A 14,909-nucleotide genomic window follows, 5' to 3' on the forward strand; every position below is an offset into this window, starting at 1 on the left:
CTCCAAAAAGTAAGCGCTTTAAATAAAAAACTCTTTGCTTCCGTATTGATATCCTGCACTTTTCATGGTTAAATTGATTAAATATAGAAAATTATACTGCATTCTACTGCAGTGATGAGGTGATGAAATGGAGAACAAAGTATCAGTTGGTTTATTAGGTCTCGGTGTCGTTGGATCAGGGGTTGTTCAAATTATTAACGAACACCAGGAAAAGTTAAAGCATCAGCTTGGTGTAACTGTTGAAGTAAAGCGTATCCTCGTCCGCAACCTGGAAAAGGCGAGAGAAGTAGATGTCGACCCCTCCCTCCTTACCGTTAATCCGGATGATGTATTAAATGATTCAGAGATAGATGTTGTCATTGAAGTCATGGGTGGAATCGATACGGCGAAAGATTATATCCTCCAAGCATTTGCTGCGAAAAAGCACGTCATTTCAGCGAACAAAGACTTAGTCGCCCTACATGGCCCAGAACTGCATGCCGAAGCGGAGAAAAATAAATGTGACTTTTTCTATGAAGCGAGCGTTGCTGGCGGTATTCCAATTCTTCGGGGAATTACAGATGGACTATCATCTGACCGGATTGAACGTGTCATGGGAATTGTCAATGGAACGACAAATTACATATTAACAAAAATGGCAGAAGAAGGAGCCACATATGAAGCTGCTTTAAAACAAGCGCAAGAGCTTGGATTTGCAGAAGCCGATCCGACTGCGGATGTGGAAGGACTTGACGCCGCTCGTAAAATGGCTATTCTTGCCCGCCTTGCATTTTCAGCACCGGTTGACCTGGATGATGTAAAAGTATCAGGTATTTCCAACATTACAGCTGAAGATATCCAGAATGGAAACGAACTTGGATATACGATGAAGCTGATTGGTTATGCGGATTTTAAAAACGGCGAACTTGAAACCCATGTACTGCCGACGTTCTTATCTAATGAACACCCACTTGCAGCGGTGAAGAATGAATACAATGCCGTATATGTACACGGAAAAGCGGTTGGAGAAACAATGTTCTACGGACCTGGTGCAGGAAGCCTTCCTACTGCAACAGCTATCGTGAGTGACCTTGTAGCAGTCGTGAAAAATATCCGCCTTGGTGTTACAGGAGAACAGGTTGTAAACAGTTATTACAAGAAAGCACTGAAAGACGAGAGTGAGCGCTTCTCCCAGTATTACTTACGTGTAAATGTAGAAGATGAGACAGGCGTATTTTCTAAACTGTCCAATCTCTTCCATGAACATGAAATTAGCTTAAAGCGCATTATTCAACGTCCAAATGATGAGAAGAAAACTGCTGAAATCATTGTTATTTCTCACCAGACATCTGAAGAAAACTTTACGAACTTACTAGAGAAAATCCAGAAATTAGACGTATTAAAAGAAATCTCAAGTTACTACCGCGTTGAAGGAGATGGAAACGAATGACTTGGCAAGGACTGATTCAACATTACGAGAATTATTTACCGGTAACGGAAAACACACCGAAACTTACACTAAATGAAGGAAACACACCACTCCTCCATTTCCCTTCCCTATCGGAAGAACTCGGTATCGAGCTTTACGGAAAAATCGAAGGCGCAAACCCAACTGGTTCGTTTAAAGACCGGGGAATGGTTATGGCAATTGCAAAAGCGAAAGAAGAAGGAAGCAAATCAGTTATCTGTGCATCTACAGGGAATACTTCCGCAGCAGCTGCAGCCTATGCAGCTCGGGCTGGGATGCGCGCGATCATTGTCATTCCTAAAGGCAAAGTCGCCCTTGGAAAATTGGCCCAAGCGGTCATTTATGGTGCGGAAATTATTGAAATCGATGGCAACTTTGACGAGGCATTGCAGATGGTACGTGAGATTAGTGAAACATCTCCAGTAACTCTTGTAAACTCGGTAAACCCTTACCGGATTGAAGGACAGAAAACAGCTGCTTTTGAAATTTGCGATTCCCTCGGATCCGCACCAGATATTTTAGCAATCCCAGTAGGTAATGCCGGTAATATCAGTGCATACTGGAAAGGCTTCAAAGAATACCACGAAGAAAAACAAACTGGTTTACCGCAAATTTACGGATTTGAAGCAGAGGGAGCGGCGGCGATTACGAAAAATGAACCAATCGCTCAGCCAGAAACCGTTGCGACCGCAATCCGAATCGGGAACCCGGCAAGCTGGGACCTTGCAACAGCTGCCCGCGATGAATCAAACGGAATCATCACTTCTGTCCGAGACGAGGAAATTTTATATGCATTCAAGCATCTTCCTAAAACGGAAGGCGTATTTGCCGAGCCAGGATCCAATGCATCGATTGCCGGCGTCATCCAGCAGTGTAAAGCAGGTAATATCCCACAAGGAAGTAAAGTCGTTGCCGTCCTAACTGGAAATGGATTAAAGGATCCGCAGACCGTTCAGGAGAATCAGGAAATCGAACCGGTCTCCCTTCCGAATGACGCTGCAGCAATCAAGCAATATATTGAAGAGTTGACGAGCCATGAGTAGTTTTATGATACGGGTTCCAGCAAGCTCCGCGAACATCGGACCCGGATTCGACTCCATTGGTTTAGCAGTTGATTTATACTTAACATTGGAAGTGACAGAACAGGCGGATTGGGAATTCATTTCCCCGTCTGCTGGTGACGTCCCTTTTGAAGAGAATTTCATTTATCTAATTGCAAAACAAACCGCCGAAAAACACGGGAAAAGCTTACGCCCCGCTCGCGTAGAAGAAACGACGAGCATCCCGCTTGCCCGTGGCTTAGGAAGCAGCGCGGCAGCGATTGTAGCAGGAATTGAGCTTGCCAACCAGCTCGGCGGGCTCGACTTAACCGCTGAGGAAAAATTAACGGATGCAACAGAAATTGAAGGGCATCCAGATAATGTTGCGCCTGCCCTCCTTGGCGGTCTCATTGTTTCTACGTATATCGACGGAGAAGTGGACTGGTTGAAAATCGACCAACTTCACCTCGAACTTATTGCGCTTATCCCGGAAGTCGAATTGAAAACGAAAGCGGCAAGGGACGTGTTACCGGAACAGTTTTCAATTGCCGATGCTGCCCTTGGGAGCGGCATCGGCAATGTGACCGTTGCAGCGCTCGTAAGTGGAGATTATGAACTTGCTGGGAAAATGATGGAAAAAGATATTTTCCATGAACCCCACCGCAAGCCGCTTATCCCAAATTATGATTTGATCCAACGTACAGCGAAGGAGCACGGGGCATACGGAACAGTCATCAGTGGTGCCGGACCGACGATGATGTCCTTTGTACCAAGTGACCGCAGGGATAAGATCATCGCAGCATTAGAAGAGGTATTGCCTGATTATCGCTTGGAAAGTTTAAAAATGGATGTTGGTGGATTAACAGTAGAACAAAAATAAGGGTGTCGGCGAATAACTATATTCGCTCGCACCCTTATTTCTATAACTACTAATAGCTCATCAAGGCAGTCAACAACGCTTTTTGCGCGTGAAGACGGTTCTCAGCCTGCTGAAATACAGCAGATTGCTTCCCTTCCAGCACACTTGCTGTCACTTCTTCCTCGCGGTGCGCTGGCAGACAATGAAGGAACGTAACATCTGGTTTAGCCTTTGCCAACAGTTCGTCATTCACTTGGTAGTTTGCAAAAGTTGCTTTTCTTTCCTCTTGCTCCGCTTCCTGGCCCATACTTGCCCAAACATCTGTATAAATAAAATCTGCATCTTTTACGGCTTTAATCGGATCTGTCATGATTGAAATTTTTCCACCAGTTTCCGAAGCTATTTTCTCTGCTTGTTTTACGACTTCTGCGTCTGGGAAATAGCCTTTAGGTGCTGCGACAACCACATTTATTCCCATCTTCGCAGCTCCAATCAGAAGTGAATTCGCCATATTATTTCCGTCTCCAATATATACAAGCTTCTGACTTTTCAGCGTCCCTTTGATTTCTAACATTGTTTGTAAATCTGCCAGCACTTGGCATGGATGATGCAAATCCGTTAATCCATTGATAACCGGAATAGATGCATATTCAGCAAGCTCCTCCACATCTTCATGGGAGTAAGTTCGAATCATAATTCCGTCCAAATAGCCAGATAACACACGCGCCGTATCTGCAATCGTCTCTCCACGGCCAAGCTGGATATCTTTTGAATTTAGATAGATCGCCTGCCCACCAAGCTGAATCATACCCGCTTCAAAAGAGACACGCGTTCTCGTCGATGATTTTTCAAAGATCATACCGAGCACTTTCCCTTTTAACGGTTCAAAGGCAAACCCCTTCTTACGCTGATCTTTTATATAAGAAGCAAGCTCCAATAAATGATGAATTTGCTCTGGTGTATAATCCTCAAGGCTAAGTAAGTCTCTTCCAAAAAATTCTTCGCTATCAATCTGCAAATCTTTCGCTAACGAAATCATGATGATACTCCTCCCAGAAATTTAAGTTATGTATTATTATGCACTATTATTCATAAATATGCAATAGTTTTTTTAAACAATTTAAACCTTATGGTAAAAGTAGGCAACTTTTGGACATAATCAACAAAATGATTAACATCACAATACAAAGGGGGAAATAACACAATTGAGCAGCCTCAGATAATAAGCGGGCAGCTGTTTGTTTAATTCAGCGTATTCCTAATGATATCGAAAGTTCACTGCCCAATCTTACAGGAATCCCGCTTGAACGGACGGTGAGAGTGCCTCTTATTTAGGCGAATAAAATAGAAAAGGAATTTTTAGGAGATTAGAGCGCCTCTATTAAGACGAACAAAAAAGAAAGTGAATCTTTCAAGCAATTAGGGAGCCTCTATTCAGGTGAACAAATCAGAAAATGAATCTTTCAAGTGATTAGAGTGCCTCTATTCAGACGAATAAAACAGACAACGAATTTTTCAGGAGATAAGAACACCTCTATGCATCCGAAACGAAATTGGTTTCAAACGTAAACAAGATAACGATCATTTCCTCCTAACTAATTTACGCGCTTTGCTCATTTCCCCCCTGTTTAATAAACCCTAAAAACGGCAATAGTCTTTATGAAAGGAAGCGATTGAATGAAACATTATGAATATATTATTATCGGATTTGGAAAAGGCGGAAAGACACTTGCAGCAGATCTTGCCGCTCGAGGTAAAACCGTTGCGATGATAGAGAAGTCCAATGAAATGTATGGCGGGACATGCATTAACATCGCCTGTATCCCAACAAAATTACTCATCCACCACGCAAAGAAGGATAGCCAATTAAAAAATGAAAAAAGTGAATATTACCGGAGTGCGATTGAGGATAAAAATAAAACAATCGCCGCATTACGGGAAAAGAACTACAAAACCCTAGCGGATCAAGATACGGTCATGGTTTATACCGCAGAGGCAAGCTTTGTCGGAACAAACCAAGTCCGTCTCAAATCAACAGAAGAAACACTAGACCTCACCGCAGATTATTTCATTATTAATACCGGTTCAGAGCCAGTCATTCCCCCAATCGATGGATTAAAAGAAGCAGATCATGTTTATACATCCACAGAGCTGCAACAAGTAGCCGAGCTTCCGGAAAAATTAATCATTGTCGGTGGCGGGTATATCGGGCTTGAATTTGCTGTCATGTATGCAAATTTCGGGTCGGAAATCATTGTAATCGATAGCGCGTCAGACTTCATGGAAAACGATGACAGAGATATTGCAGAAGAAGTACTAAAAGTCATGCAGGATAAAGGTATTTCCGTTGTCCATGGAAGTAAAGCGACGGCGGTTTCCAATCATGAATCTGGTGGAATAGAAGTGACTCTTGAATTTGATAAGGGGAAAGAATTGACAGAGACAGCCTCCGCTCTCCTGCTTGCGACTGGCAGGAAACCTTATACAGAAGGACTTGAGCTTGCTAAAGCAGGTGTAGAAGTTGATGATAACGGTGCAATCATTGTCGATGACTATTTACGGACTTCAAACAGACAAATTTGGGCACTCGGTGATGTGAATGGCGGTCCGCAATTCACGTATATCTCACTTGATGATTACCGGATTGTCCGGGATCAGATTTTAACCGGCGGCTCCTACTCTTTAGCGAAACGTAAAAATGTGCCATATAGTGTGTTTATCGAACCTGTCCTTTCCCATGTCGGGCTAAATGAAAAAATGGCGCAGGAACAAAATATAAATTATGTCGTCGCAACCATGCCGGCAGCGAATATCCCACGTACGAAAATCAATAATCAGCCGAACGGTTTGCTAAAAGCATTAGTTGATCCTGAAACAAAAAGGATTCTCGGATGTACATTATTCTCGGCGGAATCGAGCGAGATGATTAATACCGTTCGGGTAGCGATGGAAGCGGACTTGCCGTATACCTTTTTACGGGATAATATTTTCACCCACCCGACGATGAGTGAAGGGTTGAATGATTTGTTTAAGAAGTTTGATGGGAAATTGGCATAAGTTAATGTTCTCTAAATTTAGGACTCACTGAAATGGAATTGGATAATACGAAAGGGAAAGATCTCTCTACATTAATACAGAGAGAGCTTTCCCTTTTAGAGTATAGTCCTTTTTGATTTAACTAAATACTAAATGCAGAAGCACTCTAGCATTTAATAAAATAGAGGAACGCTATACTTGAGATAATAACAATAAGCAATATAGTTGTGGCAATATATTGCCTTGAATTTCTAATAAAGATAAATTCCATAACTGCCTGATATCCAAATAATAACACCAAATTGATTAAAAGATAAAACAATAGAACAGTGTCCGAACTTTCCATTATAAACCATAGGAAGCCTAAAAAGACCATCAATAAAATCGATTTCCCCCACCGATTTATACGTCTACCAGCTGTTTCCGACAGTTTTTTCCTTTCAATAGAAAGCATTTTAATCGTTATTTTTTCTACTACGAACAACAGAATGATCAGACCAATAACAGTTGCCTATAAATTCCAACTAATCCACCTCTTATTTAACATTTTTAAAAAAGCTGTTGGAGGGCTACGAAAAGGGTTAACCACGAACAACCATTATATATAATTAAATATAGTATTGCCTTTCCTAGCATGCTCCACGTTCCGTTCTTTTGTTTGTCAGAAAAAATTTATAGACTAGAGAACTAATAAAAGTAGAACTTTTCTGATATAGTTATTCTAAATACAACTATACCAAAAAAAGGATCAAAATCACTTTACACGTTCAAGTTGAACTATTTTCATGGAGGGATTATCATGATCGGAATTATTTTCATTGCTATTTCAGTAGCGGGTTATTTTTTGATATTAAATAGTAAAGTCAAAAACAAGGGTGCTGCTCTCTTAGAGAAGGCAATGACAGCGATACTTTCTACATTGGTATTTTCTTTGTATTTAGCTGTTACGGGATATACACCAGTTGAAGAACAGCAAGCAGGTATAGGCTATAACTCATTTGAAGGCCTATTTATAATTTTCTTCATGTACTCGTTACCTCTATTTTTAATTTGCGGAGGGCTTTATTCTTTCTTTGCAGACATATTTTTAGGTAAGATACATTTTCATAATGCTTTTTTACAATATATTACTGGAATTCTCGTATATTTAGTAGGTGGTTTATTTATCGTCGGATTTTTTTTACATTAATAGCTGACGGGAATGTTAATAAATTATTTATTGCAAGTATTTTTAGAGTTAGTTTTTTGCCATCCTTATTGTTTTACCATATTTCTTTGTTTACTAAAAAAACAATAAAATTCATTGTGTGACGAGGAGTTAAGGAGTCTCGTATACGATGGATAAACTATTGCTTAGGTGGAATGGCTGGAGGACTATTCTTATACTTTATGAATAGCAATCTACAAGACTTGGATGGTACGTTTTTTCTGATGGCGGCTGCAAGTTTATCTTACTATTTATCATTAGTGTTTTTAGAAAAGTTAGTCCAAATACATCAGGATAAGGATGATGATTAGTAAACTATTAGATGGAATTAGTGCAGTGATACTTACCATATTCATATTGAATAAGCAGAAAAAAGCCGGCTAATAGTAGCCGACTTTTTCTTAATTTAACCAGTGGACATCCATATCCGGATCAACATTTAATTCGATGTCTGCTGGAATTGTAATATAAAACATTCTCTCATCATCGAATACATCATAATAAATCCAAGAATGATCCTCTTCTTCTTCAAATTGGTTAAATGGAAATCCTTTCTCCATACTATTGAAACGATAAAGTTTATACCCAAGTACTTCAATCGTTAGCTCTCCACTATGATTGTAGACCGTGACTTCGCCTTCTTCATGGACTGGTTCCACATCAATCTCAGGCGTTACCTCATAATAATCAACATGAATGGCCTCCTGATCCTCCACCCTTTTTATTATGATGACCGGAAACTGGTAATCTGGACCGGCATATAATGAAAAACTTTCCTCTGTACCTACGGGGAACTCCCATTCCTTTTTCTTATATTGTTCAAATTCCTCCAGTGGCACTCCTTGATCCAATATTTCATGGACAAGGTAAATCCGATTTGTCATCTCCGTTGGCAGCTCTTCCTCATCCGCAAATTCCTCTGTTGGGATAAATGTATATGCAACAACGGAAGCAATTAATAGAATGAAATACCCGCCAAGTAGCCAGTAACCGAATCTACTTAGCTGCAACCTTCTCAACAAGAACGGAAATCCGATTATAACAAGGAGAATCAGTATCGTGAAAAATAAACTCATTTTCTAACCTCCGTTCTGCTTGAAATAGCAATGGAACAAGCAAATAGTATCCCAGCTGTAACAACTATTTTCATAAGGAATACAGCCATACTTGTTTCCCCGTAATAGAATTCAACGGTATTCATCATCCAATCATGGTTGATATAATTTATCGTAATCAATAGTCCAATAACCACAATCGGCAACAGTACGGGAAGTAAACGATGCAGCCTCGTCACCGTACCCAGGAAATAGCCGATCGCACAGAGTAATAGAAAATGGAGAATTACCGTTACTGTCCCAGCTAGCAAATCTCCACCGTTTAAGACGAATCCCGGTGACATAAAGAACAGTTCATCTGTAAAATAATAGAGATACACTCGAACCGTAAATGATGCAAGTATTGTTACAATCCCGGCAACGATGCTTGCTCCAACGAGGAAGATCATGTTCGCCAGATGATTACTAAGCGTATTTCCCACAAAAGGAAAGGCGTTCTCCCATTCATTCTTTGTCGTCATGATAATCGCATGAATAAGTGCCCAGAGTGAAGTCAATGTAATAATATTAAGCGTATTATAATTCATGTACTCAATCTCCACGTAGTCCATCGTAGAATATCCCTGTAGCGGACTAACGACGGAGAAAAAGATTCCAATAACTTGAACAATGACAAGTGAGCTAATCATGCCAACATATACTTTCATCTTATAATTTAATTGTTTTTTCACAGCAGCAGAAAGATCCATCTTATTTAAAGACATCATCTATCCCTCCCTTTTGCTTTGCAGTCAGGTAAATACATAAATCATTTGGCGGCACAGGCCCTGTAGCCATCCCATGTTGTTTCGCCTTCTGTATAACGGGACTGTCTGATTTTACAGCGGCATAAGTGGAATAATCGCCTACTCGCGTTTCATAGATTACTTCTTCATCTGCAAGCAACGGCTCCAATATTTCCGCTCTTCCCGTGATTCCTAGCGCATATTCCTTCAATTCATCCATCGACTCATGCAAGACGACTTGCCCCTCATCGATTAAAATGATTTCCTCCAGCAAGTCCTCCATTTCTTCCAAATGATGACTCGATAAAAGAATTGTTCTTGGATGTGCCAGATAATCTTTCAACAAGGCCCGATAAAAGTCTTTTCTTACAGATGCGTCCATTCCCGTTGTCGGCTCATCAAACATCGTCAGCTTACACCTTGACGCAAGCCCAATAATCATATTGAACGTGCTTTTCTTCCCCTTCGATAAATAATCATGCTTCTCTTTCGGGTGAAAGGAAAAATAGTCAAAGAGACGCTCCGCAAGAACAGTATCCCAGTTCGGATAAAAACGTGCTGCTTCTTTTAATATATCTTCCAGTGTCAATGTATGGCTGAACTTCATTTGATCATCCACATAAATCGCGTTCACTGATACGTTTAAATTTTGAAATGGCCGCTCGGAAAATACTTCGACCTTACCCGAAGTCTCGTGCCAATACCCGGCAAGGATCTTCATGAGCGTTGTTTTCCCCGCCCCGTTACGGCCGATTAATCCGGTAATTTTATCGCCTTCCAATGTGAAACTTAGCTGGTTCAATGCGTTTCTTCCAATCATTCTTTTCGTTAGATCCCTGCATTCAATCACCTTCATGTTAATCTCCCTTCACATCTGTAATCGCTTGTTGCAACATTTCGGTCAGCTCTCCCTCGCCTACTTGCAATCGCTTTGCTTCAAGAGCAACTTCCGTTAATAATCCTTTTAGCTTTTCATTTTTCCTTTTATCGGTAATAATTGCTTTTGCTTCTGTTGTCACAAACTTCCCAAGTCCCCGCTTCCCGTATAAAATATTTTCATCCGTCAAGACGTTCAAACCCTTAGCCGCTGTTGCCGGATTGATCGTAAACATTTCCGCCAGCTGATATTGGGAGTAGACCTTATCATCGGCCTTGAAATTATCATTCAATATTTCGGTTTCTATCCATTCGGCTATTTGGATATAAATTGGTCTCCCGCCACTTGGATCGATCATTAAGCCTGCACCTCCTCTGATATAGTGCATTACTCATGTAATGTACTATACAATATTTTTGTATAGAATGCAACTGAATTTTGGTATGCTAAGAGGAGATGATTTAAGGAGTGTGAAGGATGAATATTTATGTTGACGCGGATGCGTGCCCAGTGAAGGAAATTATTATCGATGAAGCAGTGCGAAGGGATTTGAATGTTTTTCTCGTAACGAGCATTTCTCATTTTTCCTTGCAAGAAAACCCGCCAGGTGTCGAGACAATTTATGTTGATAATGCCAGAGACGCGGCGGATTACCGGATTATGAAGCTTGCCAAAAAGGGGGATCTTGTCATTACACAAGATTACGGCCTCGCCTCCCTCGCTCTTCCGAAGGGCTGTCTTGTCATGCATCATAAAGGTTTTATGTATACGAATAAGAATATCGATGAGCTGCTGCAAACCCGTTACCTGAGTGCTCAAGCGAGGAAGGCCGGGCAGCGCACAAAAGGGCCGAAATCCTTTACGAACGAAGACAGAGAGAAATTCCGAGAGCGATTTATCCGTGTTTTGGAAAAATAGAAAAATGGTACAAAGCCTGGATTAACAAGCTCTGTACCATTTTTTATTTTGCCTTACGATACATTTCCGCAAAATCATAAACCGCTCTGCGCTCCTGATATTCATAAATTGCTGCTTGCATGTCCGCCTCATCAAAATCCGGGAAATAAATATCCGTAAAATAAAGCTCGGCATGGGCAGCTTGCCATAAAAGGAAATTACTTAGCCGCTCTTCGCCACCCGTCCGGATAACTAAATCAAGCGCCGGCAATCCACCAGTATAAAGATAGTCTTCAATTGTTTCTTCATCCAGTTCTATATTTTTTTCCTGCATGTCACGGATCACGTGCTGCACAGCCTGCACAATCTCTCCTCTTCCACCGTAATTAAAGGCGAAGTTAACGATTAGACCAGTATTATTCTTTGTCCGATCAATCGACTGTTGCAATGTTTTCCGCGTTGCTTTTGGCAGCTCATCCATATTTCCTGATATGGTGATTTTCACATTACGTCGCATAAATTCAGGAAGTTTCGATTTAAAAAAACGAATCGGCAGCCGCATCAGATAATTGACTTCTTCCTTGGCCCGCGCCCAGTTCTCTGAAGAAAAGGCGTATAAAGTGAGCGCTTCGACACCAAGAGCAATACTTGCATCAATCGCTTTTTCCATCGCTTGAACTCCAGCATAGTGCCCTTCACTTCTCGTGAGTCCCCGGGATTTTCCCCATCTTCCATTACCATCCATTATGATCCCGACATGTTTCGGTATATCGACCACGACGATCCACCTCCATTAAATTTAGAGCTCAAGCTCTTCCAGTAATTCTTTCGCTTCATTCCTCGCAAAGTTAAATGCTTGCCAGGATTCATCTTCTCCATTTTCAAGCTGTATCTTTTTATCTATTAGTAAACTCTTTAGTTCTGGGATTTCCGGTTCCTGTTCATACAACTGAACAAGTCCTTTCACTCCCTCAGCACCTAGGGTATAGAAATAATGAATATCAATTTTCCCCGTTACCTTGTAGCGTTCCATATTGTTTTCCACGATCGTTTCTTCCAAGTTGACAGCATTTAACATGGCATAAAAAAGAAATGCACAAATCAGATAAAAATGTAAAATGGGCAGATTCTCTAGCCAAACACGAATGAGTGTATAAGCAAAAATCACAAGTAAAAATGCCATGAAATAATGGGCGAGCAACCGGTCGATTGTAAAACCGTACGCCGTTTCATAAAGCGTTAGTCGCTGCCAGGCAGATATAAGCAAGATGCCACTAGCGACAATCAGAGTAGAATATAAGGATTGCAAGATTCGTTTCTGCTTGCCGCCCTCCTCTTTCACCCGTTTCATGAATACGAGTAAAATCGTCCAGTTAATCAATGTTACGAGAATTAATTCAAAGAAACCTCGTCTTGCATAATCGGCATACGTAAACCCATCAAGCAGCCCTTCATGAAAGAAATATTGAAACTGTACAGCGATAAACAGCATATATACCACATTTAATATAAGTAGAATCGTTGCCGCCACAATCCCCGGCCAATTCCTCTTATTTGGTGTCTCACGAATTTCTATCTCGCGCTTCGTCTTCTTCCCAATGACTTGGAAAATACAGAAGAAGAAAATTGCTGCAATGACTGTAAAGGCGAGACGGAACCCAATTTCAACAAAATTCACGTCGATTCGGAAAAAGAATAGATTTTCGATTTGCTCTTGGAAGACCGCATCCGCAGCCATTAAGAGTGGCACAACAATGACTAGGATTGGGACAGCGAGCAAGATTCCTATAAGAATCTGCCTTAATGTCCTGTTTTTCACCCGTCTTCTACTGCGGGCAACGGTTCTTCCGATATAACGTAAATAGTTCGTCAAATAAAGGAGGGCATCTGCAAGCTTCCCAGTTACGAGTCTGATAAAGGATAACTTACCCCAGTTCAATTTCGCCGGGCTAGTAATTAAGACGATATGGAAGAATACAACAGCCGGGATAACGAGTAGGTTCAATACGTAAAATATCGTACTGTCAAAGAACAGGAAACTTCCTGCAAGCAACCAGATTCCCGCCATAAGTAACAAGCCGATTCGCCGGTGTTCAAAGGTAAAACCAAACCGCACAAATAACACGGCATAAAAGACGGCGATGAAGATAAGATAGGATATTCCAATCTTCCCGTATAAAAAGCTGACATTAGCCAGGAATCCGAGCAACAGACAAGCTGCTACAAATAGCCATTCTCTTTGTTTTGTCCGCATGGTAAACGCTCCTATATACATAGAATTCCTATGTATATAGATAAACTATGTACATAGGTAGAAATCATTCATACTCTTTCGGACTGAACGAATGTATCCAGTCCGACTAAACAGACGCTTTTCTTCCCCAGTGGTAACCGATTAAACTAATCGGATATAATGCCACGGTACAAAGGATACTGAGCACGATAAAAGATCGATCGAGTAGTGGATCGAACCATTCATAAGGAATCAGTCGAAAAACAATCAAATACATAAGCAACAGATTCGGAATGATCCCGATGAGAAACGTCCGGGTAAGCACCTTTTTTCCACGCGCTCCCAAGGCTTTGCCGATTTCATAGCCAAGCAAACCCCAGAAAAATAAATAGACTAAAATAATGATTGTCGTCGATTCGGTTAAACTTTCCCAAAGAATCCCAAGCCATTTCCAGCCGAGGACATTGTAACCAATTGTAAAAAGCGCACCACCAACAAATATTGCGATATTAAGGAAAACGAATAGCCGCTGCATTTTTTTCGGCGTAACGGACTTTTCTTCTTTCCAAAGTTCTGCCAGTTCTTCCGGAGAACCTAGCCGGGTAACGAGCAGGCTATAAATGTCCGCATTATTTTCTGTTATTTCCGCCAGCATCTCTTCTACATGCATGCGATACTCTGCAATAATTTCTGCACGGTTCGGGTCTTCTTCCAATGCTTTTTCAAGCTCTTGGAGAAACCGTTGTGCCTCCACGTTCATGTCTCATTTCTTCCAATAAGATTATTCATAACCTGAACATACTGCTTCCATTCAGAAGTCCGTTCAGCTAGAATTTCTTTTCCTTCTTCGGTAATCCGGTAATATTTGCGGGCCGGCCCTTTTTCTTGTTGCTTCCAGTAATGTTCAACATACGCTTGTTTTTCCATTTTATGAAGCGCAGGGTAAAGCGTCCCTTCCTTCATTTGCAGTTGATCATCACTTCTTTTTGCCATTTCCTTCACGAGTTCATAGCCATACATATCCCGTTCATTCAGCAATTGCAGCACAAGAATGGACGTACTCCCTTTTACGAGTTCACGATTAAACATATTTTTCACCTACCTAGAATCATTAGGTATCTTTACTATAAGGGAAATGGTTTTGGTTGTAAAGATGTTTTTTTAATTTTTTCTTCAAAACTTGACTTATGCTGCATGAGTGCAGTTTTTGTCTGGAATGCTCTGTGTGGGCGGGTAAGTGCAATGATGAGAGGATAAAACTTGGTTATTTTCCCATTCCAGCAAGAAAAACGCAACGAGGGGAGAATAAAATTGTTTGTTTTCCCATTCCGGCTAGATAAGCGCTACGAGCGGAGAATAAAACTTGGTTGTTTTCCCATTCCAGTAAGACGAGCGCTACGAGTGGAGAATAAAACTCGTTTGTTTTCCCATTCCGGCAAGATGAGCACAAGAATCGGAAAATAAAACCTGGTT

The 14,909-nt window shown here is 41.1% G+C and carries 16 protein-coding genes; 6 read left to right on the top strand and 10 right to left on the bottom strand.

The features are described 5' to 3' along the window. Nucleotides 1–127 precede the first annotated feature (127 nt). The 3 genes from IEX94_RS07315 to thrB are packed head-to-tail and all read left to right on the top strand — an operon-like array spanning nt 128 to nt 3,367. Nucleotides 128–1,429: a homoserine dehydrogenase gene (locus IEX94_RS07315; protein WP_188856657.1), complete on the top strand. Its 1,302-nt coding sequence runs from the start codon at nt 128–130 to the stop codon at nt 1,427–1,429. Further along, on the top strand, nt 1,426–2,490 hold the full coding sequence (gene thrC / locus IEX94_RS07320) for a threonine synthase (protein ID WP_188856658.1): 1,065 nt from the start codon (nt 1,426–1,428) through the stop codon (nt 2,488–2,490). The genes IEX94_RS07315 and thrC overlap by 4 nt, the downstream gene beginning before the upstream one ends. Next, nucleotides 2,483–3,367 (top strand): homoserine kinase, encoded by an 885-nt coding sequence (gene thrB, locus IEX94_RS07325; protein ID WP_188856659.1) that lies wholly within the window; start codon nt 2,483–2,485, stop codon nt 3,365–3,367. The genes thrC and thrB overlap by 8 nt, the downstream gene beginning before the upstream one ends. A 49-nt stretch (nt 3,368–3,416) precedes the next feature. On the opposite strand, the gene argF is transcribed toward thrB, so the two are convergent. Continuing rightward, the gene (argF, locus tag IEX94_RS07330; RefSeq protein WP_188856660.1) at nt 3,417–4,385 is read right to left on the bottom strand and encodes an ornithine carbamoyltransferase; all 969 of its coding nucleotides are present in this window, start codon (nt 4,383–4,385) and stop codon (nt 3,417–3,419) included. A 638-nt stretch (nt 4,386–5,023) separates the two neighbouring features. Between argF and IEX94_RS07335 the strand changes: the two genes are divergently transcribed. Further along, complete coding sequence (locus tag IEX94_RS07335; RefSeq protein ID WP_188856661.1) at nt 5,024–6,403, top strand: FAD-dependent oxidoreductase; 1,380 nt, start codon at nt 5,024–5,026, stop codon at nt 6,401–6,403. A gap of 145 nt (nt 6,404–6,548) precedes the next feature. Here the strand turns inward: IEX94_RS07335 and IEX94_RS20250 are convergent, their stop codons facing one another. Further along, a complete protein-coding gene (locus tag IEX94_RS20250; RefSeq protein ID WP_188856662.1) occupies nt 6,549–6,866 on the bottom strand; it encodes a DUF4181 domain-containing protein in 318 nt (105 codons plus the stop codon). Between the two features lie 315 nt (nt 6,867–7,181). On the opposite strand from IEX94_RS20250, the gene IEX94_RS07345 reads away from it, so the two are divergent. Continuing rightward, entirely contained in the window at nt 7,182–7,571 is a 390-nt protein-coding gene (locus IEX94_RS07345) for a hypothetical protein (RefSeq protein WP_188856663.1), read from the top strand. A gap of 419 nt (nt 7,572–7,990) precedes the next feature. Here the strand turns inward: IEX94_RS07345 and IEX94_RS07350 are convergent, their stop codons facing one another. The 4 genes from IEX94_RS07350 to IEX94_RS07365 are packed head-to-tail and all read right to left on the bottom strand — an operon-like array spanning nt 7,991 to nt 10,664. Next, a complete protein-coding gene (locus tag IEX94_RS07350; protein ID WP_188856664.1) occupies nt 7,991–8,665 on the bottom strand; it encodes a hypothetical protein in 675 nt (224 codons plus the stop codon). Continuing rightward, nucleotides 8,662–9,411: a hypothetical protein gene (locus tag IEX94_RS07355; RefSeq protein WP_229782614.1), complete on the bottom strand. Its 750-nt coding sequence runs from the start codon at nt 9,409–9,411 to the stop codon at nt 8,662–8,664. Before IEX94_RS07355 ends, IEX94_RS07350 begins: the two co-directional genes overlap by 4 nt. Further along, the gene (locus tag IEX94_RS07360) at nt 9,395–10,285 is read right to left on the bottom strand and encodes an ATP-binding cassette domain-containing protein (protein ID WP_188856666.1); all 891 of its coding nucleotides are present in this window, start codon (nt 10,283–10,285) and stop codon (nt 9,395–9,397) included. Before IEX94_RS07360 ends, IEX94_RS07355 begins: the two co-directional genes overlap by 17 nt. Before the next feature lies 1 nt (nt 10,286). Further along, the gene (locus IEX94_RS07365) at nt 10,287–10,664 is read right to left on the bottom strand and encodes a GntR family transcriptional regulator (RefSeq protein ID WP_229782615.1); all 378 of its coding nucleotides are present in this window, start codon (nt 10,662–10,664) and stop codon (nt 10,287–10,289) included. A 119-nt stretch (nt 10,665–10,783) separates the two neighbouring features. On the opposite strand from IEX94_RS07365, the gene IEX94_RS07370 reads away from it, so the two are divergent. Next, the gene (locus tag IEX94_RS07370) at nt 10,784–11,224 is read left to right on the top strand and encodes a YaiI/YqxD family protein (protein WP_188856668.1); all 441 of its coding nucleotides are present in this window, start codon (nt 10,784–10,786) and stop codon (nt 11,222–11,224) included. Nucleotides 11,225–11,267: 43 nt separating this feature from the next. On the opposite strand, the gene uppS is transcribed toward IEX94_RS07370, so the two are convergent. From uppS to IEX94_RS07390, 4 genes are all read right to left on the bottom strand, one after another. Then, nucleotides 11,268–11,981, bottom strand: a complete 714-nt coding sequence (gene uppS, locus IEX94_RS07375; RefSeq protein ID WP_229782616.1) for an undecaprenyl pyrophosphate synthase — start codon at nt 11,979–11,981, stop codon at nt 11,268–11,270. A 21-nt stretch (nt 11,982–12,002) separates the two neighbouring features. After that, a complete protein-coding gene (locus IEX94_RS07380) occupies nt 12,003–13,457 on the bottom strand; it encodes a DUF4153 domain-containing protein (protein ID WP_188856669.1) in 1,455 nt (484 codons plus the stop codon). 106 nt (nt 13,458–13,563) lie between these two features. Beyond that, nucleotides 13,564–14,196 (bottom strand): HAAS signaling domain-containing protein, encoded by a 633-nt coding sequence (locus tag IEX94_RS07385; RefSeq protein WP_188856670.1) that lies wholly within the window; start codon nt 14,194–14,196, stop codon nt 13,564–13,566. Beyond that, nucleotides 14,193–14,525 carry a PadR family transcriptional regulator gene (locus tag IEX94_RS07390; RefSeq protein ID WP_188856671.1) on the bottom strand — a complete coding sequence of 111 codons (333 nt, stop codon included), beginning with the start codon at nt 14,523–14,525 and terminating at the stop codon, nt 14,193–14,195. The genes IEX94_RS07385 and IEX94_RS07390 overlap by 4 nt, the downstream gene beginning before the upstream one ends. Between the last annotated feature and the right edge of the window lie 384 nt (nt 14,526–14,909).

Source organism: Oceanobacillus indicireducens (assembly GCF_014647195.1).
Taxonomy (GTDB): Bacteria; Bacillota; Bacilli; order Bacillales; family Amphibacillaceae; genus Oceanobacillus; species Oceanobacillus indicireducens.

What these genes read in the sequence shown, in the direction of transcription:
- IEX94_RS07315 (WP_188856657.1), top strand. Translation starts at nt 128, where the DNA reads ATGGAGAACAAAGTATCAGTTGGTTTATTAGGTCTCGGTGTCGTTGGA.
- thrC (WP_188856658.1), top strand. Translation starts at nt 1,426, where the DNA reads ATGACTTGGCAAGGACTGATTCAACATTACGAGAATTATTTACCGGTA.
- thrB (WP_188856659.1), top strand. Translation starts at nt 2,483, where the DNA reads ATGAGTAGTTTTATGATACGGGTTCCAGCAAGCTCCGCGAACATCGGA.
- argF (WP_188856660.1), bottom strand. Translation starts at nt 4,385, where the DNA reads ATGATTTCGTTAGCGAAAGATTTGCAGATTGATAGCGAAGAATTTTTT.
- IEX94_RS07335 (WP_188856661.1), top strand. Translation starts at nt 5,024, where the DNA reads ATGAAACATTATGAATATATTATTATCGGATTTGGAAAAGGCGGAAAG.
- IEX94_RS07345 (WP_188856663.1), top strand. Translation starts at nt 7,182, where the DNA reads ATGATCGGAATTATTTTCATTGCTATTTCAGTAGCGGGTTATTTTTTG.
- IEX94_RS07350 (WP_188856664.1), bottom strand. Translation starts at nt 8,665, where the DNA reads ATGAGTTTATTTTTCACGATACTGATTCTCCTTGTTATAATCGGATTT.
- IEX94_RS07355 (WP_229782614.1), bottom strand. Translation starts at nt 9,411, where the DNA reads ATGATGTCTTTAAATAAGATGGATCTTTCTGCTGCTGTGAAAAAACAA.
- IEX94_RS07360 (WP_188856666.1), bottom strand. Translation starts at nt 10,285, where the DNA reads ATGAAGGTGATTGAATGCAGGGATCTAACGAAAAGAATGATTGGAAGA.
- IEX94_RS07365 (WP_229782615.1), bottom strand. Translation starts at nt 10,664, where the DNA reads ATGATCGATCCAAGTGGCGGGAGACCAATTTATATCCAAATAGCCGAA.
- IEX94_RS07370 (WP_188856668.1), top strand. Translation starts at nt 10,784, where the DNA reads ATGAATATTTATGTTGACGCGGATGCGTGCCCAGTGAAGGAAATTATT.
- IEX94_RS07380 (WP_188856669.1), bottom strand. Translation starts at nt 13,457, where the DNA reads ATGCGGACAAAACAAAGAGAATGGCTATTTGTAGCAGCTTGTCTGTTG.
- IEX94_RS07385 (WP_188856670.1), bottom strand. Translation starts at nt 14,196, where the DNA reads ATGAACGTGGAGGCACAACGGTTTCTCCAAGAGCTTGAAAAAGCATTG.
- IEX94_RS07390 (WP_188856671.1), bottom strand. Translation starts at nt 14,525, where the DNA reads ATGTTTAATCGTGAACTCGTAAAAGGGAGTACGTCCATTCTTGTGCTG.